This is a genomic window from Spirosoma lituiforme, from assembly GCF_054776635.1.
This window is the reverse complement of the sequence record NZ_BAAHBO010000001.1, coordinates 179,898-206,779: the sequence shown is the minus strand read 5'-3', so window position 1 is coordinate 206,779 and position 26,882 is coordinate 179,898. Positions and strand designations below refer to the sequence as shown.

The following is a 26,882-nucleotide window of genomic DNA, read 5'->3' as shown; positions in this document are numbered from 1 at the left end:
TTCAGTAAGAACCATTTTTGGCCCGTTAGGTTTTGAACACAGCGTGCGTTTGGAATTTTTAGACAAAATTCTCTGTTCTTTGGACAAATTTCTTATGTTTGCGCCATGATTTTACCTGATCGCATATCACTCGTTTTTCTGGCGCTGAAAGGTGTGCCGGCTACCCGTTTCTTTGAAATTGCCGATCTGACCGGCTACAAACGGGAGCACCTGGCCGAGGTATTCGACACGTCGCTCAAGACGTTTCAGCGGTACGAGCGCGAGAAAAAAAGCCTCAATCCCCAGGATAGTGAAAAGGTGCTCAAAATTATGGTGCTCTTTCAAACGGGCGAGTCCGTTTTTGGTACGGCTGATGCCTTTCGGCGCTGGATGGATAAGCCCGCCTATGGACTGGGTAACCAGATTCCCTTCGACCTGTTGCATACCTCAGGCGGTATTGACTTAGTTATGGACGAACTGACCCGAATTGACTACGGGGACCTGGCTTAATGCTCGTTTATCGAATTACGAAAGCCGTTTACGCCGACCGGCTGGTGGCATCCGGTGGGGCGGCCCGTTGGAACAGTCGGGGCCAGTTTGTGATATACACCGCTGCCACGCGGGCCTTAGCCTGCCTGGAAAACGTGGTTCACCGGGGGAGTGAAGGCCTGGCGAGTCTGTTCCGGGTGATGGTGATTGACATACCGGATACCTTACCGATCGAAACAATAGACCCCGAAACGTTGCCTGCGGATTGGGCTGATTACCAGCAGTACAAAACCTGTCAGCCAGTAGGAGGGGAGTGGCTGATGAGTGGCCGGTCCGCTGTTTTGCGGGTACCGTCAGCGATCATCCCCAACGAGTGCAATTACCTGCTCAATCCCGCCCATCCCGATTTTTCCCGGATTCGTTTGCGGCAAACCGAGCCGTTTAGTTTCGACCCCAGGATTAAAGAATAAACCGGCTTATGGTTTACGGATGGCCGACAGCCCCCGAATAAGGTAGGCTACAACCCTGTACTTCCCAACCCGTACCGGTAGTGTGTTTGAGTTGAAATAGAATTGTATTTCATTTAGATGATGCACTTGTCAGAAGAAGCTGTTTCTTAGGCCGGAACAGGACCCTTTTGGGGCTGGCGTACGCCCAAGGAGCGCGGTTTTGCGGGATTATTTCTGTTTTCTCCTGAAAATTTTGTATATTTGTCTATAGAGCGGTTTACGCGCAGTGTGTAAGCCGGAATAGTAATTTTCTGCGAAACTCATTTGTCACATGGCGGACGAAACTCCCGATCTCGAAACTCCCAGTAATATTATTCCTATCAACATTGAAGACGAAATGCGGGGTGCGTACATTGATTACTCAATGTCGGTTATCATCTCGCGGGCGTTGCCTGACGTACGAGACGGTCTGAAGCCCGTTCATCGTCGGGTTTTGTTTGGTATGGCAGAACTGGGGGTTAACTATAACAAGCCCCATAAGAAATCGGCCCGTATCGTTGGGGAGGTACTGGGTAAATACCACCCGCACGGCGATTCTTCCGTTTACGACACCATGGTTCGGATGGCGCAGGACTGGTCGTTGCGATATCCGCTTGTGGACGGGCAGGGTAATTTCGGTTCCATTGATGGGGATTCACCCGCGGCTATGCGGTACACCGAAGCCCGGCTGAAACGCATAGCGGACGAAATACTAACCGATATTTACAAGGAAACCGTTGACTTTCAGGGGAACTTCGATGATTCTCTGCAGGAGCCAACCGTTATGCCGGCCAAGTTACCGAACCTGTTGCTGAACGGTTCGTCGGGTATTGCCGTCGGCATGGCCACGAATATGGCCCCGCATAACCTCACGGAAGTGGTGGACGGCATTCTGGCGTATCTGGAAAACTACGACATCACCATTGAGGAACTGATGCAGTTCGTTAAGGCCCCCGACTTTCCGACAGGAGCGACCATTTACGGGATGGAAGGAGTAAAGTCTGCTTTTCTGACGGGTCGTGGTCGGGTTGTGATGCGGGCACACGCTACGATCGAAGAAAATCGGGGCAAAACCCAGATCATCGTTACGGATGTGCCGTACATGGTCAACAAAGCCGTCATGCTCGAAAAAACGGCTGAGCTGATCAACGATAAGAAAATCGAAGGCATCACGGCCTTCCGGGACGAATCGGACCGGGATGGGTTGCGGGTCGTTTATGACCTGCGGAAAGACGCCATTCCGAACGTTGTCCTGAACAACCTGTACAAGCATACGTCGCTGCAATCATCCTTCAGTATCAATAATGTCGCCCTGGTGAAAGGGCGTCCGATGATGCTGAACTTGAAAGATATGATGAAGTATTACGTCGAGCACCGGTTCGAGGTAATTACCCGTCGTACGCAGTACGAACTGCGCGAAGCTGAAAAACGGGCGCATATCTTGGAGGGTCTGTTGATTGCGCTGGATAACATCGACGCGGTTATTGACTTGATTCGTTCGTCGCGCGATCCGGAAATAGCCCGTACCGGACTCATGTCGCGTTTCAGCCTGAGCGATCTCCAGGCGAAAGCTATTCTGGAAATGCGGTTGCAACGGCTGACCGGTCTGGAGCGGGACAAGCTACAGGCCGAGTACGATGAGCTGATGACCGAAATCGCTGACCTGAAGGAGATTCTGGCCAGTGAAGAACGCAAGCGCCGGGTGATTAGGGAAGAGTTGACCGACATCCGCGCCCGCTACGGTGATGAGCGCCGGACGGAGATCAACCCACTTGGGGATGGCAACATCAGCGATTTGTCGTTGATTGCCGATGAGGACATGGTGATCACCATCTCGCACGAAGGGTATATTAAACGAACCCCGACAACCGAGTACCGGTCGCAGGGACGGGGTGGAGTAGGGGCCAAAGCGGCTGCCACGAAAGAAGAGGACTTTACGGAGCACCTGTTCACGGCAACCATGCACAACACCCTGCTGGCGTTTACCCAGAAAGGGCGTTTATACTGGCTGCCCGTTTATGAACTTCCCGAAGGGTCCCGGGTATCAAAAGGTCGGCCACTCGCCAATTTTATCAACATTGAGTCGGACGATAAAGTACGGGCGGTTATTAACGTGACCGATCTGAAAAACGAGGACTACATCAACAATAACTACATCGTGATGTGTACCCGTAAGGGCACCATCAAGAAAACGATGCTGGAGGCTTACTCCCGTCCCCGTCAGAATGGAATTATCGCCATTACGATCGACGAGGACGATCAACTGCTTGGTGTCTGCATGACCAACGGGGACAACGACATTGTCATTGCGTCCAGCGCGGGCAAAGCCGTTCGCTTCCACGAAAGCCGGGTTCGGCCAATGGGTCGTACGGCGGCCGGGGTACGGGGTATCTCCTTGGATGAGGACGACACGACCGATCACGTCATTGGTATGGTCTGTATTGCGTCGGCCGACGCGCAGTTGCTGGTGGTCTCACAGAACGGGTACGGAAAGCGCTCTGACATTGATGGTTACCGGATTACCAACCGGGGTGCAAAAGGGGTGGGAACGCTTAAAGTAACCGAGAAAGTAGGCCGGCTGGTGGCGGTGCTGGATGTTGCGGATAACGATGATCTGATGATTATCAACAAATCGGGCATTGCCATTCGCACCCCGGTGGATGCCATCAGCGTCATTGGCCGAAACACCCAGGGGGTTCGACTCATTAAGTTAAACGATGGCGATGAAATCTCGTCGGTAACAAAAATCAAACGGGAAGAAGGAGAGGAGCTTATTGCGGCTGAACCGGACCCTATCGTTGCGGAATAGTGCTTTTATACGGTCAGTTAAGCCGCCTGTACTGAAAAATCAATCAGTCAGGCGGCTTAAACATTTTAAGGAAGGGCATACTTATACAGTCAGATTCCTTAATTTCGTTTCTTAATAAGCAAACACAACCCCAGTTTACACATGAAACAAGTTTTTGTCATTCTCGCTGCATGTCTCCTGACAACAGGTGTATATGCTCAGGCACAGCAAGGTAATACCGCGGCCGATCTCGCCATGGAAACCTCGAAGAAGGAAAAGGAGAAAAGCGATAAGGATATTACCGACGCCAAAGCGTCTGCCAAAGCCAGTACCTGGATGGATCGGGCTAAAATTTACGAAAACATTGCCTCCAGTGGATTTATGAAAATAGATTCGGCGGCAGCCACGGTTGCTTATGATTCCTTCAAGAAAGTAATCGAACTGGACAAGGACAAGAAAGGTGGTCCCGGAAAACTGGCCAAAGAAGCCGAAGAGGCTTTGAAAGCGCCCGTTATGGCAACGGCGTTTATGCAACAGGGTGTGGCCAAGTTCCAGTCGAAGAACTACGCCGATGCCATGAAAGCCATGTCGATCGCGGGAGATATTAACCCCAAGGATACGTTAGCGCCATTGTACACTGCTATCGCGGCTCAGCAGATCAAAGACAACGCTACGGCGAAAACCCAACTGGAGAAATACATCGCCGGTGGGGGGAAAGACGCGGCTATCTACGGTTCGCTAGCGATGCTGTACCGGGGCGACAACGAGATCGACAAAGCGCTGGCTGCCCTGGACAAAGGAATTGCGCTAGCCCCAGCCAACAAGGATTTGGCTAACGAAAAGATCAACATCATGCTCTCGTCGAACCGAATGGACGAAGCGATCGCGGGTATGAAAGCCATGGTTGATAAAGATCCCAATAACGTACAGAATCTGGTGAACCTGTCGATTGTCTATAATAACATTGGACGTAAGTCTGATGAGGAAATCAGAAAGCTGGAAGGTGACAGCAAAAAAGGCGGGAATACGGCTAAGCAATTAGCGGACGGCAAAAGCATCATTGATGCGTACAATAGCGAGATTGCCCGCCTGAGCGCCACTATTAAAAAGACGCCGAAGCCTGAATTAAAGCGCCAGCTGGCCGATGTGCAGAAGCGTTTGGCTGAACAGAAAGTCGAGGTAGCTAAGCTGGAAGCCGATGCTAAAGCTGCGGCTGCCAATGCGGCTAGTGCATCGGACGGGGCAAAGCGCTTAACCGAACTCAAGCAGACAAAGGCCGAAAACCTGGCCCAGGAAAAAACGTATCTGGACAAGGCACTGGCTATTGATCCCAATAACTTTGATGCAAACTTCAATACGGCTGTTTTCATCTTCAATGAAGCGGTAGAAATGAAGCGTGGCGTTGACCGGATGGACATGGCTGAGTACAGCAAGAATGGTAAAGAACTGGATGGTAAAGTTTGTGGTAAGTTCAAGCAGTCGTTGCCATACTTCACCAAGGCGAAGTCGATTAAAGACGAGGCTGAAGTAAATGACAACCTGACGAACCTGACAAACATCCTGAAGCAATACGAAGAGAAGAAGATCGTTTGCATCGAGAGCAAGTAAGGGAATAGGGTCGGTGCTGTTAAGCGCCGACCCTATTTTCTACTAACTTTACTTAACATAATATAAATTATATAACAAACTAACTGAAGTAATTCATATACTAGTTAATACGTATCCACGTGGAACACTAAACTATTGCTTTACAGGGAGTTAGGTAATTATCAGGCTGAATAGGGCCTGGAATGCATGAAAACGCTGTTTTTATACTAAACGATTCGTCGCTGGTGTTGACCCCATACAGATTAAATATAATATAACGTAGCACTGGAATGCTGAACTCGAATCGATTAGCCGTTCAAGTTCAGCATTAACGGATATGATCAGCTAGTCCATTCGAGCATACCCAACTAGTTATAAGATACAAGGCTGATTCTGTCCACTGTAATCTGTTGTAGTCTGTACCTTACGCTAAACGAGCCATCAAACCTGCCGCCTATTGGAAGGGTCTAGTCTAAAAAAAAGTACGGTGGCTCTGGTGGAGTCAGAAGCTTGTTTGATAAGCCAAATTGGGAACTGCTTAGTGCTTTCCGATTTGTGAATGCGAAACGCCTGCTCAGTATTCATCCTAATAGCTAACTGAGCGTGTGTAGAAACGTAACACGACAACAGCGAGACGGGTTGGACCGTTGCATGAATCTAATTAGAGGGCATGTATTCTTTGAAGGAGCCGTCGGTATAAAAGATCAGAATCCTTTCCACTTTTTTGTCAACGTTACTCGTAGTGTTTGTCGTCGGTTCGACCTGCTCCTGCAATGGGTCAGGTGGGAATTGTTCGGCTATGTTGACCGGTGGAATCTCATTCCGCTGGCTTCGTATACCCGGCGACTGATTTGGATAAGAGCCAGGTGATGATGGCGGGACTGAGTTGAAGCGATCCGTCCGTTCAATAACCGACCGTGACTGAGGGCGGCCGTAACTCGACGAAGTGGATGGATTCGCTTGTTGACTTTCATCTTCCATGATCCATTCGTAGCCAAGCTCCGGGAAGCGACGGATGATCTTCTGAATAATATCGAAGCTTGGACGATTTCGTCCTGATAAGATGTGGGATATACTAGATCGTTGAACACCGATCTCATCAGCGAAGTAAGACGGTGTTAAATTTTTGTCGAGTAGTATCTGTTTAATTTTGTCATTTATATTCATCATACTATCGGTCATTAGGGGGATTTAATAGTTACAAATATAAATGTATTTATGATTACATTTATAAATTTACAAAATAGTAAGCAGTGTGGTCGGTGTATTGATGTAAATATACTGTTGTTTACAATCAGATATTTCTATGTATGTAAATTATATAAATCTGTGAATTACATGTGTGTATAGTTTATGAATGATGATAAGGGTATTGTCAGAAAAAATAGTGAATAGCGACGCGCCAGAGGTTGTTCATACAGGACATAAAAAATCCCCATACGGATAGATCTATATGGGGATTTTTTATTATTACCAACTTGCTAAGAAACTAACAAGTAGTATTGCCGGATTAGACAGAGACGCTATTTTCACGAAGTGCGTCATTGAGCGATGTTTTGAGGTCGGTCGATTCTTTACGTTGCCCAATAATAATCGCGCAGGGTACGTGGAATTCTCCCGCTGGAAATTGTTTAGCATAGCTTCCTGGAATGACTACCGAGTTAGCAGGAACAAAGCCTTTATACTCTACGGGTTTGTCGCCAGTCACATCAATAATCTTTGACGATCCTGTAATGGTAACCCCTGCTCCCAGTACGGCTCGCTTACCAATGTGAGCACCCTCGACGACAATACAGCGCGAACCAATAAAGGCACCATCTTCTATAATGACGGGTGCAGCCTGTGGTGGCTCAAGTACCCCACCTATTCCGACGCCCCCGCTCAGGTGAACATCTTTCCCGATCTGGGCACAACTGCCAACTGTTGCCCACGTGTCAACCATTGTCCGTTCATCTACGTAAGCACCTATGTTTACATAGGATGGCATCAAAATAACACCTGGTGCCTGGTAAGAACCAAACCTAGCTACAGCTGGTGGCACAGCTCTGACTTTTGCTTCGGCAAAATTATTTTTTAGAGGAATTTTGTCGTTGAATGTAAAGATGCCTACCTCTTCCGCTTTCATTTGCTGACTAACAAAGTAAAGAAGAATGGCCTTCTTCACCCATTCATTTACTGTCCAGTTATCGGATTCCGTAGCGGGTGGTGTCGCAACTCGTAGTTCTCCCCTATCTAATTGATTTATTACGTCTTTGATCAATTCAATGGATTCGGGCTTGGAAAGCAATTCGCGGTTTGCCCAAATTTCTTCGATTTTTTCGTTCATTTAATTAAAGTAATAGTTTATAAACTATCATATAACTATCTGGATTTGAGTGAATTAATTTTTCAACCAAATTTTGTATTGTTATATAACGATATTATAAACGGGTGGTATTTCCTTTTTTCAAAGGTAATACGAAGTCATGTATAGTTGAAATATAACAGCCGAAATAATTCTATATGCCGGAAAGATGACTGTTAGCCCTTTATTGAATGCGTGTTCCAGTATAGATAAAAAGTTTGTTAACTATTTGTCTAGTTCTGACTTAAGTAGGCTCCATACCCTGGTCTTTGTTGTGTATTAGGTCCTACTCCATCTGGCTTATCATCTAAGCCCGGCTACTAAAGATCAGCACTAATTTCCTTACATTGCTGTCTTCAGTAGGTAATGCCTGTAGACTTAAATACACGTCCTGTGTACAATGAGTAAAAGACAAAAACTGAGCCGACTTAAGTAGATAACAGGGCTTAATAAGAGAAGTAGTCACAGTGATTAATATAGGCACGATTTAGTGTTCTGAAAATGGGTAAGGTCAATATGTCTTTGCTAGTTGTACCCTTACAGTGAAGAATATATTCTACAGTTATGTGGTATTAAGGAGATAGTCGATAGTCTTCTGGTAATAAGAGTAGACAGCTTTGGCTGTATATCATTTGGTAAAGAGGGCCTACCTCCTGCTCATGAAAGAGCAAGTATATTCACTCAATTGTTCTTTTAAAGACGAAGCATACAGTTCCGGTTTAAGAGTACAGTATTACCAATGCAATAAATGCTGCCCAGACTGGTTTATGGGCCTACTTATCAAACCACATTTTGCTATTTAGATTGATCTATACCTCCTACTCGTCAAACTAACTTTGAAAGGCTTTTTAATCGGAATCGGTTAGTGTTGAACGATCGTACTATTTTGTGGTGCTCACTAACCTGAATTGATTTGTCCACTGTAGTTGGTGCTAGTATTTGCTAATTATGAATACGTATCTATCCTAAGATGAACAGCAAGAATCCTTTTCCCCTATTTTAGTAATTAGACGAACAAATTTTAGTAAATACTAACAAAGATCAGGTAAATTTAGCAAAACAGTATCAAAACACTAAGGATTTTAGCGAATACGCGCCTAAATACTACAATATATTAGCATAACATTGGTATATTACTATCAAATACTAAATTTTTTCACTAATCTACTAATTGCTAAAGTATTCCCTAACTTACTTTACTAAAGATATCGACTAATTATATATAACTAGAAAAGGCTTTTTTATCTGTTATATTTGACCCCGAAAACAAACCAATTTTCTCTGTACATGGAAAAAATACGCGTTGCAATTAACGGCTTTGGCCGTATTGGGCGGTTGTCGTTCAGAAGACTACTTGAAAAAGAAAACATTGACGTTGTTGCTATCAATGATCTTACCGATAATGCGACTTTAGCACATTTGCTGAAGTACGATTCTGTTCATGGCAAATTCACGGGCACTGTAACATCAGACAACGAAAGTTTAACCGTCAATGGCGTACGCATCAATGCTTATGCTGAACGTGACCCAAAACAATTGCCCTGGAGTGATCTGAAAGTAGACGTCGTTCTGGAATCAACCGGACGTTTCGTAGATGAAGCCGGTGCTGGTATGCACTTGCAGGCAGGTGCTAAAAAGGTAGTCATCTCAGCGCCTGCTAAAGGAAACATTCCTACGGTGGTTCTGGGTGTAAATGATGACACGCTGACCGGTTCGGAAACGATTATTTCGAACGCTTCGTGTACTACGAACTGCCTAGCTCCAATGGCCAAAGTACTGGATGATGTTTTCGGTATCGAGAAAGGATACATGACAACCATCCACGCCTACACCGCCGACCAGAACTTACAGGATGCACCCCACTCGGATCTGCGTCGGGCGCGGGCAGCAGCTTTGTCAATCGTACCAACCTCAACGGGAGCCGCTAAAGCAGTAGGCCTTGTTTTACCTCAATTAAAAGGTAAGCTGGATGGAAACGCTATGCGTGTGCCAACTCCAGACGGATCCTTAACCGATCTGACAGTCGTGTTGAAGCGGGAAGCCTCCATTCAGGAAATCAACGACGCCATCAAGCAGGCATCGGAAACGACCCTGAAGGGAATTCTGGAGTACAATACCGACGAGATCGTTTCAATCGACATCGTCGGCAATCCCCACTCCTGTATTTTCGATTCAAAACTGACAGCAGCCAATGGAACCCTGGTGAAAGTAGTTGGCTGGTACGATAATGAGTTTGGTTATTCGAGCCGGGTAGCTGACTTGATGGCAAAACTGTTTTAATAGGCTAACCAAGAATTACTATGTTAACGACTGATTACCTATTGTAAATTCACATAGTTCAATATAAATCGTCAACATAGTTAAATTACATAAGTAACTATACAAATGGGTGTGATTGTATTAAATCACACCCATTTTACATTGTAAATAGTTAATTGTAAATCCTTTGTCAAAGAACAATTGTTCGTACTTGGTCTTAATTCCCAAATGTATATCGTTCAATGGGGAGTTGTATAAATCAGTTGTAAATTGTAAATCGGTTGCCTGAGCCTGTTTAACCTGGTCAAGACTGTAAGCGAATAATTCCGGATTATCCGTCTTTACATGAAGCGTGCCCCCAGCCACCAGCAACTGTTGGTAGGTTGACAAAAACCGGGGATGGGTTAGTCGGTGCTTCTCCTGCTTGGGGCGGGGTTGCGGATCCGGAAAGGTTATCCATAATTCGTTCACTTCCCCAGCGACAAAAAACTCCGTCAGAAAATTAATGTCCGTCCGCAGAAACGCTACATTCTGTAGGCCCATCGTTTGGGCCGCCTTCGCCCCGCGGGCTATTCGATCTCCTTTTATATCGACGCCTATAAAATTTACATCCGGAAAAGCCTGGGCCAAGCCAACGGTGTACTCCCCTTTTCCGCAGGCCAGTTCGAGAACGATGGGGTTATTGTTTTTAAAATAATCCGTTCGCCAGTTTCCGCGAATGGTTTTGTACAGGGGTTTACCAACTTCAATTACATTGGCACTCGCTGCATTTTGCAGAAAGCGATGGGTTTTTCTACGTGTCACGGGGGTTATAAATTAGTTAACTCAGCAATCGTGTAGTTACTACCGGTTATCAGAATAAGATCATCCGTCGATGACTCCTGAATGGCAGCAGATAAAGCCGTATTCACATCGGTAAAGACACTCCCCAACCGACCAACCAGGGCCGCTTCGGCTTGTAGCGCATCAGCGGGTAAGGAACGGGGGGTGTTCGCCTGACAGAAATAATAGGTAGCGGTTTCGGGCAGTGCGTCCAGCACATGCGCCCGATCTTTGTCGGCGACTAAACCAAGTACGATCCGCAGATGAGTATAGGGAATCGACCGGATCGTTTGAAAAAGGGCCTCCAGACCGGGGCCATTATGAGCGGTATCCGCTATGACGCGGGGGCGTTCCTGAAGGGTTTGGAACCGGCCTTTTAATCCGGTTGCTGCCGTCACCCTGGCTAAGCCGTCCTGAATGGCAGCCCGCGACACCGGGAATCGGGCTTGCAGGGCATCGATGGTGGCCAACACCGCCGGGAGGTTTTTCACCTGATATCCCCCCAGCAGATCGAGCGTAAGGGTATACGATGACTGATTATCCGTCGACACCTGAACCTGCCGTAAACCCTGCGCAATGCCGGTATCCTGGATCGTGTAACCGTGGTCAGCGAACAAAATGGGCGCCTGTACCGATTCGGCTACGGCCCGGAATACCCCTTCCGTTTCCGGGTGGGTCTCCCCAACGAGTACCGGAACCCCAGGCTTGATAATCCCTGCTTTCTCGGCGGCAATCTGCGGCAGCGTATCCCCCAGTATATCGGTGTGGTCGTACCCGATGTTTGTAATAACGGAAGCCACCGGGGTTATGACATTCGTCGAATCCAGCCGTCCGCCCAGCCCCACCTCGATCAGGGCAACGTCTACCGCTTCGCGGGCAAAATAAGCAAAGGCCATGGCGACGGTCACTTCGAAAAAAGACGGTTCGATGCGCTCAATCACGTCCCGTTGCTGCTCCACAAAACGGGCGACTGCATCATCCGGAATGGGCAGGCCATTGATCCGGATGCGTTCAGTAAACGAGCGCAGGTGCGGGGATGTATACAACCCCACCCGGTACCCGGCCGACTGATAGATGGACGCCAGCATGTGGGATGTGCTGCCTTTTCCATTGGTGCCCGCTACGTGAATACTGGTAAACTGCTGCTGGGGATTGCCCAGCGCTTCGCACAGGCGAAGGGTGTTCCCTAAACCGGGTTTGATTGCTTTGGCACCGATCCGGTGAAAAACCGGTAGCCGACTGTATAGGTAGTCGATCGCTTCCGCGTACTGCATTAATCTCTGGACTTGATGATAAACGTAATGGTACCGGTGGCAGTGGGCGGAGTAGTTCCTCCTTTCGGACGCAGCCGTAACCGCTGTACCGCTTTTCGGTATACCTCAGCCACCGATGGGCTCACGGTACTTTGCAATTGCTGAATCCGGGTTATCTCTCCGCCGTCATCAACGGTAATCTTGAAAACGATCTTTCCGGTTTCATCCGAATCGTCATTCACGCTGGGTCGACTCGCCATCGACCAGCCCGACACATCGAAGGCCACCCCGGACGAGGAGCCTCCGGGGGTTCCGTAAAATTCCTTGGCGTTGATCTTTCCATTTGGATTGCCTTTATCCCCGACTCCACTGGCGTCATCGCCGTTGTTGTTGCCGCCCGACCCCGATGCTTTCCCGACGGTACCGTTCGAACCACCCCCACCCGATGACTTCTTGAAAAGAGCATCGTTGTTAACCGTTTCCACTTTTTTCGTCGGGGCAGGAGGAGCCACCCGCTCGACGGGGGCGGTGGCTTTGGGCGATTCTACCCGTTTGGGTTCGGGCCGCTCAGGCGTTGTAACCGGGCTTTCGGCCTTGCTGGTAATGAGTGGCTTTTCCGTCGCCGTTTTGGCTGGTTTGGCCTCCGCCACTTTGGGCGACGGGGTAACCCGGGTCTTTTCGAGCCGGGGGGTCGTGTTTACTTTTGGGGTGGGGCGCTTGTCAGCCGCTTTCACATCGACCGGATTTGGCGAATCCGACGCTTTATTGTACGTCTGGATACGACCACTGCCCCGGGCATCGGTGCCGAAGTTGACTTCGACAAACTCAATGGGGGGCGGGATCGGCACGGAGTGCGAGAGGTTGACCAGGAACAGCAGGGCCACCAGCAGGACATTGATGAGTAAAGCGCCCACGAAGGACTTTACCCGAATCTCATCCTCATTGTCAAAGGTTATCCGGTTCATGCAGGCAGTGATTTTTTCATCGTTATAACGTGAACAACGGCGGCTTCGTTTATACCAGAATCAGTATGTGCAGCTGCTTAGTAAACAAAGTAACAGAAAATCTGCGACAGATAGCCGACCGGTGTAACCACACCAGCTAAACAGCCTTGTCTGCACACCAGTCGTGAACACCCCTCATTTGCAATAATATCCACGATAACCGGAAGAAATAGACGAATTTTACCCCCGAATCCCGTCGCAATTACCCTATGTCCGTTTTACAGCCAATCGTCAACCTTGCCGAACTTCTTTATCGTAAAGGCATTACCGATGTCGTGATCTCACCCGGCTCACGCTCCGCTCCGCTGACCCTGGCCGTGGCGCGTCATCCGCATCTGAAAACCCGGGTGATGGCGGATGAACGATCCGCCTGCTTTGTGGCCCTGGGGATGGCGCTGCAAACCCGACGACCGGTAGCCGTGATCTGTACCTCGGGAAGTGCGGTGTATAATTTGGCCCCGGCGGTGGTCGAAGCGTTTTTCGGGCAGGTTCCTCTCCTGCTCCTGACCGCCGACCGACCCCATGAGTGGCTTCACCAACAGGACGGCCAGACAATGAACCAGGTGGGGGTGTTCGGCTCGCACGTAAAACGCAGTTACGACCTTCCGGCCGACTACACCCATCCGGACGCCCGCTGGTTTGTGGAGCGTTCGGTCAACGAAGCGATTAATCTCAGTCAACTGCATCCGCCGGGGCCGGTCCACATCAACGTCCCGCTCCGGGAGCCTTTCTACCCCGGCCCCGACGAACCGTTTGTGTCCGAGCCCGTTCGGGTCATTGACACCTGTCCGGCCCAGCTCACCCTGTCGGCCGACACCTGGCGTGACCTGATGACCGCCTGGGAACAGAGTGAACGGACACTCATAGCCATTGGTCAGATTCCGTACGACCCGGCCCTGCTCGCCGTGTTGAGAAAACTGAGTGATGAGATGGGCATTCCGGTCGTGGGTGAGATCGTCAGCAACATGGCCCGAAACGAACGGTTCATTACCCGATCCGATACCATTCTGTCTGGACTGAGTGAACAAACCGGGCATGCCCTCCAGCCTGCCTTGCTGCTCACCATGGGGAACTCGTTTCTAACCCGAAATCTGAAAACATTTCTTCGGCGGTTTCCGGCGTACAGACACTGGCACATCCAGCCCACCGTCGACCGGATCAATGATTCACTACAAAGTCTGACAACACTCATTCCTGCCGACCCGCTATCTTTCCTCGAAAAACTTTACGCCGACCTGGACTACCAGCGATTTTTACAGGGCGATGAAGACGAAGAGACCCGTGCCTACCTCCAGCACTGGCAAACGCTCGACCGGCAGGCCAGCCGACTCATTAACCAAACACTGTCAACGGCTGGTCAACTAACCGACTGGTCGGCGGTACAAGTTACGCTGGAGCACCTGCCACCCCAGTCGTTGCTTCACCTGGCCAATAGTATGCCCGTTCGGTATGCCAACCTCTGCGGGCTGAACGAAGCCCAGCAGATTCCGGTCAGCGCAAACCGGGGCGTCAGCGGGATTGATGGCTGTTTGAGTACCGCCGTTGGCGCAGCCCTGATGACCGATCAACTGGTTACGATACTCATTGGCGATGTTTCCTTTTTCTACGACCGCAACGCACTGTGGTCGGCCCCGGTACCGCCTAACCTTCGCATCGTCTTGCTTAATAACGACAGTGGGCATATCTTCCGGATCATCGACGGGCCCGCCCGCCAGCCCGAACTGGAAACCTTCTTTGAAACCCCGCACGGCTACACGGCCAAAAATACCGCCGACGATGCGAACCTGGTCTATACCCACTGCGATTCTCTGGAAACCCTGACGGCCCTCCTCCCCGACTTCTTCCAGTCCGGGACCACTGCCCGACTACTCGAAATCACCACCGACAAGCGAGCGAACCAGGAACAGTTCATGGCCTATAAAACGCAGATACAAAAAGCAGGAGCAATACAAATAAACTAAACCTGTAGTTATAGTTAACAAACCTTAGCCGCGAGCCCCGAAACCATTCTTATTTGTTCTGGTTGTTTCGGGGCTTTTCCCGGTTAATGGCGTCTTCGAGGGGGCTACCGGCAATACAGCGCCCGTTCGCGCTTGGCCTGTTCATCGCCCGCTGCTTCGCCCCGGTACCAGGCATCACAGGCTTCCGACTGGTGGCCCAGGGAGCGTTCGGCGGTACCGATGTAATAATAAAGCTGGTCAACGGAAGCGTCCAGCGTTTCGGCCTGCCGGAAAGCCGTCAGCGCCCGGGCCGCCTGCTTCTGACCGAGGTAATACAACCCCAGGGTTCGGTGGGCCCAGGCATTCCGGTCGTCCCGCTGCAACGATTCCTGCACCAGTGGCAGGGCATCGGCCGGTCGGTTTAGTTTGAGCAGCAAGTACGCTTTGTTGTTGAGGTAATAAGGCTGGCGGGGCTGCACAGCCAGTGCCCGCTCAACATACGTCAGCGCTTCGGGGAGGTTGCCGGCGTGGGCCAACAGTAAACTCTGGTTGTTCAGGGCTGCATCCTGTTTGGGGTTAAGCAGTAAGGCCCGCTTTATGTCCTGGCTGGCCAGCGCATAGGCTTTCTGACTATAGTATAAAGCCGCCCGGTTGGTCAGGGCTTCGACGTTGTTGGGGTTCAGGCGGAGCGCCTTGTCGTAGGCCAGCTGCGCCTGCGAGGGGTTATTGAGCCGCACGTATGCATCGGCCAGCCGAGTCTGGTAAAAGGTCGAATCACGGTATTGCTGATCGATGCGCTGCAAATCCGCAACACTCCCGGCGGCATCCCCCGTTTCGAGCAGTACCTCCGCCCGGTTGAAGTAAGCCGTCCCAAAATCAGGGTCAATCTGAATGGCCCGGGTGTAGTCGGCCAGTGCCCCCTCCCGATCGTCGTTCCGAAACTTGGCCAGCCCCCGGTTGTTATAGGCATCGGCAAAGTCCGGCTTTTTCGTGATGGCTTCGGAATAAAATCGGATAGCCTCTTTATATTCGCGCTTCTGGAGCTGCCCATTGCCCCGCAGGAAGAACTGGGCGGCTTCATCGGTCGTGTCGTTTTTACAGGATAAACCCATCGGTAAGCCAGCCAGACCGATGAGTAACCAGAAAATGACCCGGACGCATCGCTGCATTCCCCTGGACCGACCAGGCCCCATCGCTAAAATAAAATCAATACTCATCATTAATCCGTCCTCCTTATTGTCATGCGTTTCGTTCAGGACATCCCGCACGCTTATTTCCGCATTGGTCTTTACGCCTGGAATGGCAAATATATCGTCAAAATCGAAGCCGGACCGTATGAGCAGACGTATAAGATTAGTGAAATGGACATCACGAACCCCGAATCCGTTCCGAACAGGCTCGATGAACCTTTTTTGACCCAGGTGGCCAAACGATTTCAGGAGATGGACCAAGACTGGCAGGAAGCCGGGGAACGGCATGACGTCGACGCCTAGAGCGAATCAGGGGGTCGTTTAGAGCCCAGTACCCCGTACCAACTACCATGAATCAGCCAGCCAGTCACAACCCGCAACCGCCAGCCGATGCACCCGTTCCCATCGTTGCCATCGGCGCATCGACGGGGGGACTGGAAGCCGTGTCCCGTCTGCTTCAACTCCTCACCCCCACCACCGGACTAGCCTTTGTGTACCTCCAGCCCACAGACTCCGGTCTGCCCGATCAGTTGCTGGCGGTGCTGACCCAGTCGACGCAACTGCCCGTTCAGGAAGCCAGGCCCCAAACCGTTATCCGGGCCAATCACGTCTACATCGTTTCGGCCGAGCAACCGGCCGAAATCATCAACGGCGTGTTCCGGCTGAAAGGGCGCCGGCCCAAAACCCCGCTCACGCACCCCATCGATCAGTTCTTCAGTTCCCTGGCTAACCACTGCCGGATGGCTCCCCTTGGCATCCTCCTCGGCGGCACGTCGCCGGATGGTACCCTGGGATTACGGGCGATCAAAACGGCGGGGGGGATTACCGTTGCCCAGGACGAGTCGACCGGGGTTGCTGACAGACCCCGGGCAGCCATCCGTGAGGGGGTAGTCGATAAAGTGCTTTCCCTGGAGGCTATTGCCCTGGAAATCGACTGGTTCAGCCGCCGGAAAGGCCTCCTCCAGCAAACCGCCGTGCCCGAACCGGACGAAGACGTGACGCTGCCGACCGAAGCCAGTACCGATCGCGAAGACCTGAATACCCTGCTAAAGCTGCTCCGTAAACTGATCGGGGTCGACTTTAGCCATTATAAGATGGCCACGATCTGGCGCCGGGTGGTCAGGCGCATGGCCATCTATAAAATACCAACCCTGCGGGACTACACCGAATACCTCCGCAAGCATCCGGCAGAAAGTGGGTTGCTCTACAATGACCTGCTGATCAATGTCACCAGTTTTTTTCGGGATACCGAAACGATGGATTACCTGAGCCAGGTGCTGCTCCCCCAGCTGCTGCAGACCAAATCGCCCTTTGAGCCCTTCCGGCTTTGGGTACCGGCCTGCTCCACCGGCGAGGAAGTGTATTCCCTGGCGATTATGCTCCAGGAAATACTCGATAACCGAAACCTTCACCTCCCGATTCAGATTTTTGCGACGGATCTCAGCGAGCGGGTCATTATCAAAGCCCGGATGGGTCATTACACCACCAGCCAGATGGCCGATGTATCCCCCGCCCGGCTGAAACGCTTTTTCATGAAAGACCATGACGGCTACCGCATCAACAAGAGCATTCGCGATCTTTGCGTGTTTGCCACGCATAACGTCTTTGTCGACCCCCCCTTTTCCCGAATTGATCTGATCAGTTGCCGGAACCTGCTGATCTACACCGACACCAGTTTACAGCGCAAGGCCATTGCTACCTTTCACTACGCCCTCAACCCAACGGGCTATCTGTTATTGGGCAAAGCTGAAACGGCCGGCTCGTTTTCGGGCCTGTTTGCCCAGGTGATCAAAAACCACAAAATTTACCTGCGCAAAAACAATGGAATTCGCTCCGTGATACCCATGGTGGAGCCGCCCGACCGAAACCGGGCCGGGATTGATCCGACCACGAAGCCCGAATCGACAACCGATCCGTTCCCCGCTTCACCAGCGTCTGCTGGTCCTCCCGCGCCAGATCAACCCACCAAAATCAATCAACCTAAAGCGTTCGAACGGGCTACTCCCCCTACTGTCTCTATGCTTACACCTGGCCATCCGGACGATTTGGACTTTCGGGTCGATGAATTAGTTAGTCAGTACACCCCGGCCTCCGTCGTGATCGATAAGGACATGGAGATTCTTCGATTCCGGGGAGCGACCAGTCTGTTTCTGGAACCCGCACCGGGCAAGGCGAATTTTAACCTGCTGAAGATGGCCCGGCCCGAACTGGTTTTCGATCTGCGCAGCATCATCAGCAAAGCGAACAAAACCGGCCAGCCCGTGGCCAAGGGCGGTTTACAGATTCAGGTCCGGCAGCAGACGTATCAGGTAGCCATCCAGGCGATTCCGTTTATCACCCACAACCAGGAACCCTTCACCCTGATTTTTTTTGAGGAAATTCCACCGCCGGTGACCGCTCCCACGGCACCGGCCCAGGTACGCAGCCGACGAATCAAACAACTGGAAGACGAACTGGCTACGCTCCGCGATGATATGCGTTCCCTGATTGAAGAACAGGAAGCGGGCCGGGAAGAACTACAGTCGGCCAACGAAGAAATTACCAGCTCAAATGAAGAGCTGCAGAGCATCAACGAAGAACTGGAAACCAGCAAGGAAGAAATCCAGTCCAACAACGAAGAACTGCAGGTCATCAACCAGGAATTGCAGATGAGCAACGATCAGCTATCGGAGGCCTACGCCTACTCCGACACTATTTTTGGGGCCATCCGCGAAACCGTTATCATTCTGGATAAAGACCTACGGGTACGCAGTGCCAACCGGGCCTTTTACAAAACCTTCAAGCTGGAACCCGAAGAAACGGTCGGCCGCCTGATCTACGAACTGAATAACCGGGAGTGGGATAGTCCGACGCTGCGCCAACTTCTCGACCAGGTCAGTGCCGAAAACACCCTCATCCAGGGGTATGAACTCATCCACTCGTTTTCGGAACTGGGTGAGAAGATTCTCCGCATCAACGCCCGCAAGGTTACCCGGCTTCAGGGCCAGACGGCCATTCTGCTGGCAATCGAAGACGTTACCCAGCCTAAGCAGGTGGAACGCCTGCTCGATTTTCTGCAACGCGTGCTCACCCAGACCCCCGTTTCGATCCGTCTATTTAAGTCCATCCGAAATGAGCGCGGCACCATCGTTGATTTTCAGCTGATTCCGCTAACCCGTGAGTTGAACCAGCGCGACAAACAATCGGCGGCCGATCTGTACAAAAACAGTTATAAGGCGCTTTACGGGGGTACCGGGCAAAGCGATCTGTTTGCGCAGTATGTTCAGGTGGTTGATACCGGGACACCCCTGCAACTGGAGCTCCCCGTTGAGCAGACTGACCAACCGGGCCGCCAGCTGGTCTCGGCCAATCGGTTCGACGATGGCTTTTTACTAGTTACCTCCGACCTCACCCGTCAGGCCTGACTCTAATTTTTCCATAACCCGCTATTATGGTCGATAACCAGAAGTTGGGCAGGATCCGAACTAAACCAGCGGCAAAAATCCTTATACTTGCAGATAAACCAGAACACCGGGGTTTACCGGCGTTCTGGTTTACTGAATTAGTTGATTAAATCTATAGACAATATACCTTACTCATGGCTATTCAACTGACCGACAACGTTAGCCCGGCAGCCCGGCGCGATATACTGGATCTGGAACAGAAGATCAGTTCTTTTCGCGCGGGTGACATTGCCGATGAGGCCTTCCGTAAGTTTCGACTCACGCGGGGCGTATACGGCCAGCGGCAACCAGGGGTTCAGATGATCCGAATCAAGCTACCCCATGGGCGTATTACGGCCGATCAGCTGGTGCGCATTGCCGACCTGTCGGATACATACGCAACGGGTAACCTCCACGCCACCACCCGGCAGGATATTCAGTTACACTTCGTCAAACTAGCCGATTCGCCCCAGCTTTGGGCCGAACTGGAAGACGCCGGTATTACCCTGAAAGAAGCCTGCGGAAACACCGTTCGTAACGTGACGGGGTCGGCACGGGCGGGCATCGACCCGCTGGAGCCGTTCGATATTACGCCCCACGCGTATCATATCTTCGATTATTTTCTGCGCAACCCGATTTGTCAGGATATGGGCCGCAAGTTCAAGATTTCCCTTTCCTCCAGCGAAAAAGACTCGGCGTATGGCTACATGCACGATGTGGGCCTGGTAGCACGGGAGCAGGATGGCAAACGGGGCTTTAAAGTGATGCTGGGCGGTGGCCTGGGAGCCCAACCGTTTTCGGCACAGACGGCAACTGAATTCCTGGAAGAAGCCAACGTGATTCCCTTCATTGAAGGGGTTATTCGGGTCTTCGATCGCTACGGCGAGCGCCAGAAACGCCATAAAGCCCGCATGAAGTACCTGCTCAATGACATCGGACTGGACGAACTGCTCAACCGGGTAACCGAAGAAACCCCCGCGTTGAAGAATAAAGCGGTTCAGGTGAACCACCTACCCACGTCGGTCAGTGAGCGCTACCCGGATCGTCCCGAAGTCAGTAATTTTCAGCCAGAAAATGGCTCAGCCGAAGGTGACAATTCCCGATTCAGAACCTGGTTCAAAACCAACGTTTTCGAACAGAAACAGCCGGGCTGGTATGCCGTGCAGGTGCGGGTCTTACTGGGTGATATGAACTCGGATACAGCCCGGGCAATGGCCGCGGTGGTGAAGCAGTATGCCGCCGACGACATTCGGGTAACGGTCAACCAGGGCTACCTGCTGCGGTTTATCCGTCCCGAAGATTTACCCGCGGTTTTTAACGCGCTGGATGCGCTGGGCCTGGCCAATCCGGGGTTCGACACGACCGCTGACATCACGACCTGCCCCGGTACGGATACCTGTAACCTCGCCATTTCGAGCAGTTACGGCATTACCCGGGCGCTGGAAACCATGATGCACGATGAGTTTCCGGACCTGGTGTTTAACGATGACATCAAGATCAAGATCTCGGGTTGCATGAACGGCTGCGGCCAGCATTCCGTGGCCAATATCGGTTACCATGGCTCCTCCCTGAAAAATGGGGCGTATGTGTTACCGGCGCTGCAGGTGTTGCTGGGCGGGGGGTTCAATGGCAAGGGAGAAGGGTTGATTGCCGATAAAGTCATTAAGATTCCGGCCAAACGCGGCCCCGACTCGCTGCGGTTTTTACTCCGCGACTTCGAGGCCAACGCGTTCGATGGCGAATACTACAGCGATTACTACGCCCGCCAGGGTAAAAACTACTTTTATCAATTGCTGAAACCCCTCGCGGACCTGAAAACCCTCGTGGACAGCGATTACATCGACTGGGATCATACCGAACAGTACGTGACCGAAGTAGGCATAGGCGAATGCGCCAGCGTGTTGATTGACCTGGTCGCGACCACCCTAACCGAAGCCACGGAAAAACTAGGCTGGGCCCGGGAAGCGCTGGCCGAAAGCCGGTGGGCCGATGCCCTCTACCATACCTACAACGTATTTATTACGGGAGCCCGGGCCGCGCTGATGAGCCGAGATATTCCCACCAATACCCAGCATGGTATCGTGAGTGATTTCGACAAAACCTTTGCGGGCGGACCGTCGCACGGTGGTCCGTCACACGGCGAACCGTCGCCCGGTGGCCCGGTTTTTCACCAAGCAGAAGGCGACTTTAAGGGACTGGTTTTCAGCATCAATAAAGAAGAACCCTCCGAAGCCTTCGCTACGCGGTTTCTGGCGCAGGCCGATGCTTTCCTGCAAGCCGTGCAGGCCTACCGCGCCCAACAGATCGACCAGGAAGGTGCGCCCGAACTCCAGGAGCTTAGCCAGGCACAGGACAGTTAACTAGTGATTGAATGCCTGAATGATTGAGTGATTGAATACCATCCGGAGGCATCAGTCAATCATTCAGGCATTCAATCACTCAATCATTCAAAAATGAAACTCACACTCGTAGGTGCGGGGCCAGGCGACCCGGATTTGATAACGGTTAAGGGAATTAAGGCGTTGCAGCAGGCCGATGTGGTGATGTACGACGCCCTGGTTCACCCGGACCTGCTCGACTATTGCCGTCCCGATGCCCTCAAGGTGTATGTGGGAAAACGGCGGGGGGCGTATTCATGCATGCAGGAGGATATTAACCCGCTTATTGTGCATTACGCCCGCCAGTACGGCCACGTGGTCCGGCTGAAAGGCGGGGATTCGTTCGTGTTTGGCCGGGGGTTCGAAGAAATCGAGTTTGCCCGCCAGTACGGCATTGACACCCAGGTCGTACCGGGTCTGTCGAGTAGTTATGCGGTCCCGGCTTCGGCCAATATCCCGCTCACCACCCGGGGCGTTTCGGAAAGTTTCTGGGTCGTGACCGGAACGACCAAAGCCGGGCAGCTCTCCGCCGACCTCCACCTGGCCGCCCAGTCCACGGCAACGGTCGTTATCCTGATGGGGATGCATAAACTGGCGGACATCATGGCCGTTTTTGCCGCTAGCGGAAAAGCGGAAACGCCGGTGGCCATCATTCAGAATGGAACCCTGGCCGATCAGCGACAGGTCATTGGCCGCGTTCAGGACATCACTGACCGGGTCAGCGAAACGGGTATCGACAACCCGGCGATCATTGTGATTGGCGAGGTTGCGGGGCTTACGCTGGCGGATGTTCAGCGGGCAACGCAGCCCAACGATATTCTCAACCAGGGGTAACGCCGGAAGCCAGGGCAGTAGGCGCCACGCCGAACTTTTTCTTGAACGAATGGGAGAAATGTGACAGGCTTTCGAACCCCAGTTCCAGGTAAATGGCCGAAGGTTTTTGCTGTTTGGTTTCGATGAGGTGCTTGGCTTCGGTCAGCCGTTTATTCAGCAGCCATTGCCGGGGCGGAACCCCGAATGTTTTCACAAAATCACGTTTGAAGCCTGCCAGGCTGCGGCCGGTCAGCTGCGCGAATTTTTCAATGGGAACGTTAAACTGAAAATTGCTGAGCATGAACTTTTCCAGGTCGATTTTATACGGTTGTGAAAAGTCGAACAGAAAGTTACGAAGTCCCGGCAGGGTTAGTAATAGTAATTTAACGATTTCTTTCACCTTCAGAATACCCATTTCGTCTGTCATGGCCGCCCCCGAGTTTCGGGCGTACGGAACAATCGAGTGAAAATACCCCTGCAGGAATTCATTCGGTGGAATCAGGATATTGGGTGGCCCAACGTACTTCCGATCGGCTTCGAGCTTTTCTTCCAGGACAATCTTGCGCAGCAGATCTTCCTGTAGGGAGATCACAATTGTTTCATAGTTCCCGCCGGGCAGCGGTGTTTTGGTGAGCGTACCCAGCTGATTTCTACCGATCAGCAGCATGCCGCCCCCCGTCATTGAAATCTGTTGCCCGGCGGTTTCCATGACGAACTGACCCGAAACCTGCAGCACGAACGTATGGTGGTTCCAGAAGCATACTTTCTCCTTCCGTTCAGTAGAGAGGTACGAATAGAAGATCACGCCCGGAAGAATTTCGGCTGGACTGGTCATTTAGCGTTGTAAGTATGTACCGCCACGGATGGCATCCAGGGCAAAGGTAGTATTCAGGGTATTCATTTCGTCCGGCGTCAAGACAATAGCCATCGCTGCCCTGTTTTCGGGCAGGCGCGACCGGCGACTCATGCTGACCAGCGGCATAATAAGATCGCCCTGCGCGTTTACCCAGGCAATGGCCAGTTGGGTCGGCGTACAGCCTTTGGTACTGGCCAGCTGTTTCAGGACCTCAACTTTTTCCAGGTTGTAGCGTACGTTATCTCCCTGAAAACGCGAAAAATGAGCCCGGTAATCGGTTTCAGCCAGCGGTGCCTTCAGTTCACCAGTCAACAAGCCTTCGGCTGTATTGGCGAACGCCACGACGGCAATGCCTAATTCTCTGGCGGCAGGCAGCAATTCGCGTTCGATCTGACGGTCGGCCAGCGAATAACCGATCTCCAGCGCGCTTATGGGATGAACCCGGTTGGCCTGGCGAAGTTGATCCGCCGTAATTTCCGATACGCCAACGGTCCGCACTTTACCTTCCTGAATCAAATCGGCAACCGTTCCGATGATATCCTCTACCGGCACGCTGTTGTCCATTCGACTGGGCTGGTAGAGGTCAATGGTGTCGATACCCAAACGAGTCAGGGAATAGTTGATAAAATTTCTGATGGCGATGGGGCGCAGATCCATGCCCAACCACTGACCATTGTGAAAGATGGCCCCGAATTTAACGCTGATGAAGGCATCGTCGCGCCTTCCTTTTATGGCTTTGCCTACCAGCAGTTCGTTATGTCCAGCCCCATAAAAGTCGCCGGTGTTTAGAAAATTAATGCCGCTGTCCAGGGCTTCACGGATAGTCGCTATACTTTCTGCTTCGTCAGGAGTGGGACCGCCCCAGATCGACGACATGCGCATGCAGCCTAACCCAAGCTTGGAAACGAACGGGCCATGTTGACCCAACTGAATTGTTGCGTTGTTTTTCATACGGCAAATATCCGACCTCAGAATACCTGTTTGTTGCTTACAAGGCTCAATTAATTTGCTTATACGGCTCAATTTCGTATTTAACCCGTGGCAGAACGACAAAACGGCATTGCCCGCAAGAACTAGGACGCTAGTTCTTGCGGGCAATGCCGTTTTGTTTTTTTAACGTGGTGTACGGCTGCTTACATACCCCGTACCGGGTGGGGCTGATACAGTTCCTCCAGATGATGGATCTCTTCGTCCGATAACGTTACGGATAAGGCCGCTACGGCGTCCTCGATATGCCCCGGTTTACTGGCCCCGATGATGGGGGCGGTAATAACCGGCTTACTCAGCATCCAGGCCAGCGCCACCTGGGCACTGGGGATACCCCGCTGCTGAGCAACCTCAGAAACACGATCGGCGATGGTAAAGTCCGATTCACTGTACAATGATTTGCCAAACGCATCGGTTCGAGCCCGTTCGGTTTCGTTGCGGGCCTTGCCCCGTCCACCGGTCAGCAGGCCCCGCGCCAGGGGCGACCAGGGAATGACCGCAATCTGCTGGTCGGCGCAGAAAGGCAGCATTTCCCGCTCCTCTTCCCGATACACCAGGTTGTAGTGGGGCTGCATCGACACAAACCGGGTCCAGCCCCGGAGGTCGGCGGTATATTGCGCTTTGGCAAACTGCCAGCTAGACATCGACGACGCACCGATGTAACGGGCTTTACCGGCTTTCACAATGTCATGCAGGGCTTCCATGGTTTCCTCAATGGGCGTGTTATTATCCCAGCGGTGAATCTGGTACAGGTCCACATAGTCGGTACCCAGTCGCCTGAGACTGGCATCGATGGCACTCATGATGTGCTTGCGCGACAGCCCTTTGGCATTAGGTCCGGGGCCCATCGGGTTATACACTTTGGTCGCCAGCACCACCTCATCGCGCTGGGCAAAGTCCCGTAAGGCGCGCCCGACTACTTCCTCGCTCATCCCAGCCGAGTACACATCCGCCGTATCGAAAAAGTTGATCCCCAATTCGAGTGCTTTCTGAATAAATGGGCGGCTTTGTTCTTCAGCAAGGGCCCAGGGCCACCGCTCGGTTGGCGTCCCGTAGGTCATTGTCCCCAGGCAAATCCGGGACACCATCAGGCCCGTATTGCCAAATCGACTGTATTCCATAGTGTATTCGCTTGTCTTGGTACCTGCCGTTCGCTCCTATGCTATTTCCCTACAACGTTGCCATGTCGATGACAAACCGGTACCGCACATCCCCTTTCAGCATCCGGTCGTACGATGGCTGAATATCTTTAATGTCAATCAGTTCGATGTCCGATACGATGTCGTGCTCGGCGCAGAAATCTAGCATCTCCTGGGTTTCGGCAATGCCGCCAATGCTCGATCCGGCAATGCTTTTCCGGCCGGGTATCAGGCTAAAGGCCAGTAGCGCCGATGGGGTTGGCGGAGCCCCCACACAAATATGGACCCCGTCGGTTTTTAGCAGAGCCAGGTACTGGTTGTAGTCATGCTCCGCCGAAACAGTATCCAGAATGAAGTCGAAATACCCCGCTGCGGAAGCCAGCTGGTCAGGATCGCTGGTGACAATGAACTTATGGGCACCCAGTTTGCGGGCATCTTCTTCTTTCTTGGGCGATGTACTGAGTACGGTTACCTCGGCCCCAAACGCCACCCCGAATTTAACCCCCATATGCCCCAGACCACCCAGCCCTAATACAGCCAGTTTGTGTCCTTTTCCTACCTTCCAGTGCCGCAGGGGCGAGTACGTCGTGATGCCGGCGCATAGCAGCGGAGCTACCGCGGCCAGATCCAGTTTGTCCGAAATATGAAGCACGAAATCTTCATTGACCACGATCGTATTGGCATAACCGCCGTAGGTCGGGGTTTTCCTGTCCTGCTCCAGACTGTTGTAGGTGAGCGTGTTCCCGTTGGTGCAATACTGCTCCAGACCGTGCTGGCAACTGTCGCAAACCCGGCAGGAATCGACCATGCAGCCGGTACCCGCCAGATCGCCAACCTTAAATTTTGTCACCTCACTGCCGACGGCCACTACGTTGCCCACAATTTCGTGACCGGGTACCATCGGAAAAATGCCCCCGCCCCACTCGTCCCTGATCTGGTGGAGATCGGAGTGGCAAACCCCGCAGTACGTAATATCGAATTGAACATCGTGTGGGCCTACTTCTCGCCGGTCAAAATCCCAGGGCGCCAGCTCAGTGTCTTTCGTTTGAGCCGCATAGCCTCTTGTCGCAGTCATACTAGTTATGGTTGATTGAGTAAACCGTATCGAAATGACCGGCTCGTATTACTCTACCCGCATAACAGG

20 protein-coding genes are annotated in these 26,882 nt (G+C 51.9%); 10 read left to right on the top strand and 10 right to left on the bottom strand.

Translation table 11 applies throughout. From position 1 onward, the window contains the following. Positions 1-105: 105 nt before the first annotated feature. From parS to ACYU87_RS00890, 4 genes are all read left to right on the top strand, one after another. Positions 106-489, top strand: coding sequence for a type II RES/Xre toxin-antitoxin system antitoxin (gene parS / locus ACYU87_RS00905; protein WP_461132137.1), 384 nt, complete (start codon positions 106-108; stop codon positions 487-489). Then, the gene (locus tag ACYU87_RS00900; protein ID WP_461132136.1) at positions 489-938 is read left to right on the top strand and encodes an RES family NAD+ phosphorylase; all 450 of its coding nucleotides are present in this window, start codon (positions 489-491) and stop codon (positions 936-938) included. The genes parS and ACYU87_RS00900 overlap by 1 nt, the downstream gene beginning before the upstream one ends. A gap of 310 nt (positions 939-1,248) precedes the next feature. Continuing rightward, entirely contained in the window at positions 1,249-3,765 is a 2,517-nt protein-coding gene (gyrA, locus tag ACYU87_RS00895; protein ID WP_461132135.1) for a DNA gyrase subunit A, read from the top strand. 141 nt (positions 3,766-3,906) lie between these two features. Then, positions 3,907-5,352: a tetratricopeptide repeat protein gene (locus ACYU87_RS00890; RefSeq protein WP_461132134.1), complete on the top strand. Its 1,446-nt coding sequence runs from the start codon at positions 3,907-3,909 to the stop codon at positions 5,350-5,352. 636 nt (positions 5,353-5,988) lie between these two features. Here ACYU87_RS00890 and ACYU87_RS00885 read toward each other — a convergent pair. Together ACYU87_RS00885 and ACYU87_RS00880 are read right to left on the bottom strand one after the other, a co-directional pair. Beyond that, positions 5,989-6,498 carry a helix-turn-helix transcriptional regulator gene (locus tag ACYU87_RS00885; RefSeq protein ID WP_461133609.1) on the bottom strand — a complete coding sequence of 170 codons (510 nt, stop codon included), beginning with the start codon at positions 6,496-6,498 and terminating at the stop codon, positions 5,989-5,991. Between the two features lie 343 nt (positions 6,499-6,841). Further along, positions 6,842-7,657 carry a 2,3,4,5-tetrahydropyridine-2,6-dicarboxylate N-succinyltransferase gene (locus ACYU87_RS00880; protein WP_461132133.1) on the bottom strand — a complete coding sequence of 272 codons (816 nt, stop codon included), beginning with the start codon at positions 7,655-7,657 and terminating at the stop codon, positions 6,842-6,844. Between the two features lie 1,305 nt (positions 7,658-8,962). Here ACYU87_RS00880 and gap point away from each other — a divergent pair. Continuing rightward, positions 8,963-9,955: a type I glyceraldehyde-3-phosphate dehydrogenase gene (gene gap, locus ACYU87_RS00875; protein ID WP_461132132.1), complete on the top strand. Its 993-nt coding sequence runs from the start codon at positions 8,963-8,965 to the stop codon at positions 9,953-9,955. A gap of 120 nt (positions 9,956-10,075) precedes the next feature. Here the strand turns inward: gap and trmB are convergent, their stop codons facing one another. From trmB to ACYU87_RS00860, 3 genes are read right to left on the bottom strand one after another with little or no spacing between them, the layout of a single operon-like run. After that, on the bottom strand, positions 10,076-10,738 hold the full coding sequence (trmB, locus tag ACYU87_RS00870) for a tRNA (guanosine(46)-N7)-methyltransferase TrmB (RefSeq protein WP_461132131.1): 663 nt from the start codon (positions 10,736-10,738) through the stop codon (positions 10,076-10,078). Positions 10,739-10,743: 5 nt separating this feature from the next. After that, a complete protein-coding gene (locus ACYU87_RS00865; protein WP_461132130.1) occupies positions 10,744-12,030 on the bottom strand; it encodes a bifunctional folylpolyglutamate synthase/dihydrofolate synthase in 1,287 nt (428 codons plus the stop codon). Beyond that, positions 12,030-12,974, bottom strand: a complete 945-nt coding sequence (locus ACYU87_RS00860; RefSeq protein WP_461132129.1) for a hypothetical protein — start codon at positions 12,972-12,974, stop codon at positions 12,030-12,032. Before ACYU87_RS00860 ends, ACYU87_RS00865 begins: the two co-directional genes overlap by 1 nt. Before the next feature lie 248 nt (positions 12,975-13,222). On the opposite strand from ACYU87_RS00860, the gene menD reads away from it, so the two are divergent. Further along, a complete protein-coding gene (gene menD, locus ACYU87_RS00855) occupies positions 13,223-14,974 on the top strand; it encodes a 2-succinyl-5-enolpyruvyl-6-hydroxy-3-cyclohexene-1-carboxylic-acid synthase (RefSeq protein WP_461132128.1) in 1,752 nt (583 codons plus the stop codon). Between the two features lie 104 nt (positions 14,975-15,078). On the opposite strand, the gene ACYU87_RS00850 is transcribed toward menD, so the two are convergent. Then, entirely contained in the window at positions 15,079-16,065 is a 987-nt protein-coding gene (locus ACYU87_RS00850; RefSeq protein WP_461133608.1) for a tetratricopeptide repeat protein, read from the bottom strand. Between the two features lie 129 nt (positions 16,066-16,194). Between ACYU87_RS00850 and ACYU87_RS00845 the strand changes: the two genes are divergently transcribed. The 4 genes from ACYU87_RS00845 to cobA all read left to right on the top strand — a co-directional run bounded on the left by ACYU87_RS00845 (position 16,195) and on the right by cobA (position 22,777). After that, complete coding sequence (locus ACYU87_RS00845) at positions 16,195-16,446, top strand: hypothetical protein (RefSeq protein WP_461132127.1); 252 nt, start codon at positions 16,195-16,197, stop codon at positions 16,444-16,446. Between the two features lie 47 nt (positions 16,447-16,493). Continuing rightward, positions 16,494-19,547 carry a CheR family methyltransferase gene (locus ACYU87_RS00840; RefSeq protein ID WP_461132126.1) on the top strand — a complete coding sequence of 1,018 codons (3,054 nt, stop codon included), beginning with the start codon at positions 16,494-16,496 and terminating at the stop codon, positions 19,545-19,547. A 173-nt stretch (positions 19,548-19,720) separates the two neighbouring features. After that, complete coding sequence (locus ACYU87_RS00835; protein ID WP_461132125.1) at positions 19,721-21,925, top strand: nitrite reductase; 2,205 nt, start codon at positions 19,721-19,723, stop codon at positions 21,923-21,925. A gap of 93 nt (positions 21,926-22,018) precedes the next feature. After that, entirely contained in the window at positions 22,019-22,777 is a 759-nt protein-coding gene (gene cobA / locus ACYU87_RS00830; protein ID WP_461132124.1) for a uroporphyrinogen-III C-methyltransferase, read from the top strand. Here the strand turns inward: cobA and ACYU87_RS00825 are convergent. The 4 genes from ACYU87_RS00825 to ACYU87_RS00810 form a co-directional block, all read right to left on the bottom strand. Further along, positions 22,764-23,591, bottom strand: a complete 828-nt coding sequence (locus ACYU87_RS00825) for a helix-turn-helix domain-containing protein (RefSeq protein ID WP_461132123.1) — start codon at positions 23,589-23,591, stop codon at positions 22,764-22,766. The genes cobA and ACYU87_RS00825 overlap by 14 nt on opposite strands. Further along, the gene (locus ACYU87_RS00820; protein ID WP_461132122.1) at positions 23,592-24,563 is read right to left on the bottom strand and encodes an aldo/keto reductase; all 972 of its coding nucleotides are present in this window, start codon (positions 24,561-24,563) and stop codon (positions 23,592-23,594) included. It lies immediately after the preceding gene. 182 nt (positions 24,564-24,745) lie between these two features. Beyond that, entirely contained in the window at positions 24,746-25,720 is a 975-nt protein-coding gene (locus ACYU87_RS00815; protein WP_461132121.1) for an aldo/keto reductase, read from the bottom strand. A 49-nt stretch (positions 25,721-25,769) separates the two neighbouring features. Further along, entirely contained in the window at positions 25,770-26,813 is a 1,044-nt protein-coding gene (locus ACYU87_RS00810; protein WP_461132120.1) for an NAD(P)-dependent alcohol dehydrogenase, read from the bottom strand. Positions 26,814-26,882: the final 69 nt, after the last annotated feature.

Bases quoted from the DNA above. Each gene is read 5' to 3' on its own strand.
- ACYU87_RS00810 (WP_461132120.1), bottom strand. From the start codon at position 26,813: ATGACTGCGACAAGAGGCTATGCGGCTCAAACGAAAGACACTGAGCTG.
- ACYU87_RS00900 (WP_461132136.1), top strand. From the start codon at position 489: ATGCTCGTTTATCGAATTACGAAAGCCGTTTACGCCGACCGGCTGGTG.
- ACYU87_RS00860 (WP_461132129.1), bottom strand. From the start codon at position 12,974: ATGAACCGGATAACCTTTGACAATGAGGATGAGATTCGGGTAAAGTCC.
- ACYU87_RS00825 (WP_461132123.1), bottom strand. From the start codon at position 23,591: ATGACCAGTCCAGCCGAAATTCTTCCGGGCGTGATCTTCTATTCGTAC.
- ACYU87_RS00890 (WP_461132134.1), top strand. From the start codon at position 3,907: ATGAAACAAGTTTTTGTCATTCTCGCTGCATGTCTCCTGACAACAGGT.
- ACYU87_RS00850 (WP_461133608.1), bottom strand. From the start codon at position 16,065: ATGGGTTTATCCTGTAAAAACGACACGACCGATGAAGCCGCCCAGTTC.
- cobA (WP_461132124.1), top strand. From the start codon at position 22,019: ATGAAACTCACACTCGTAGGTGCGGGGCCAGGCGACCCGGATTTGATA.
- ACYU87_RS00885 (WP_461133609.1), bottom strand. From the start codon at position 6,498: ATGAATATAAATGACAAAATTAAACAGATACTACTCGACAAAAATTTA.
- ACYU87_RS00865 (WP_461132130.1), bottom strand. From the start codon at position 12,030: ATGCAGTACGCGGAAGCGATCGACTACCTATACAGTCGGCTACCGGTT.
- parS (WP_461132137.1), top strand. From the start codon at position 106: ATGATTTTACCTGATCGCATATCACTCGTTTTTCTGGCGCTGAAAGGT.
- ACYU87_RS00815 (WP_461132121.1), bottom strand. From the start codon at position 25,720: ATGGAATACAGTCGATTTGGCAATACGGGCCTGATGGTGTCCCGGATT.
- ACYU87_RS00840 (WP_461132126.1), top strand. From the start codon at position 16,494: ATGAATCAGCCAGCCAGTCACAACCCGCAACCGCCAGCCGATGCACCC.
- ACYU87_RS00845 (WP_461132127.1), top strand. From the start codon at position 16,195: ATGCGTTTCGTTCAGGACATCCCGCACGCTTATTTCCGCATTGGTCTT.
- ACYU87_RS00880 (WP_461132133.1), bottom strand. From the start codon at position 7,657: ATGAACGAAAAAATCGAAGAAATTTGGGCAAACCGCGAATTGCTTTCC.
- gap (WP_461132132.1), top strand. From the start codon at position 8,963: ATGGAAAAAATACGCGTTGCAATTAACGGCTTTGGCCGTATTGGGCGG.
- ACYU87_RS00820 (WP_461132122.1), bottom strand. From the start codon at position 24,563: ATGAAAAACAACGCAACAATTCAGTTGGGTCAACATGGCCCGTTCGTT.
- ACYU87_RS00835 (WP_461132125.1), top strand. From the start codon at position 19,721: ATGGCTATTCAACTGACCGACAACGTTAGCCCGGCAGCCCGGCGCGAT.
- gyrA (WP_461132135.1), top strand. From the start codon at position 1,249: ATGGCGGACGAAACTCCCGATCTCGAAACTCCCAGTAATATTATTCCT.
- menD (WP_461132128.1), top strand. From the start codon at position 13,223: ATGTCCGTTTTACAGCCAATCGTCAACCTTGCCGAACTTCTTTATCGT.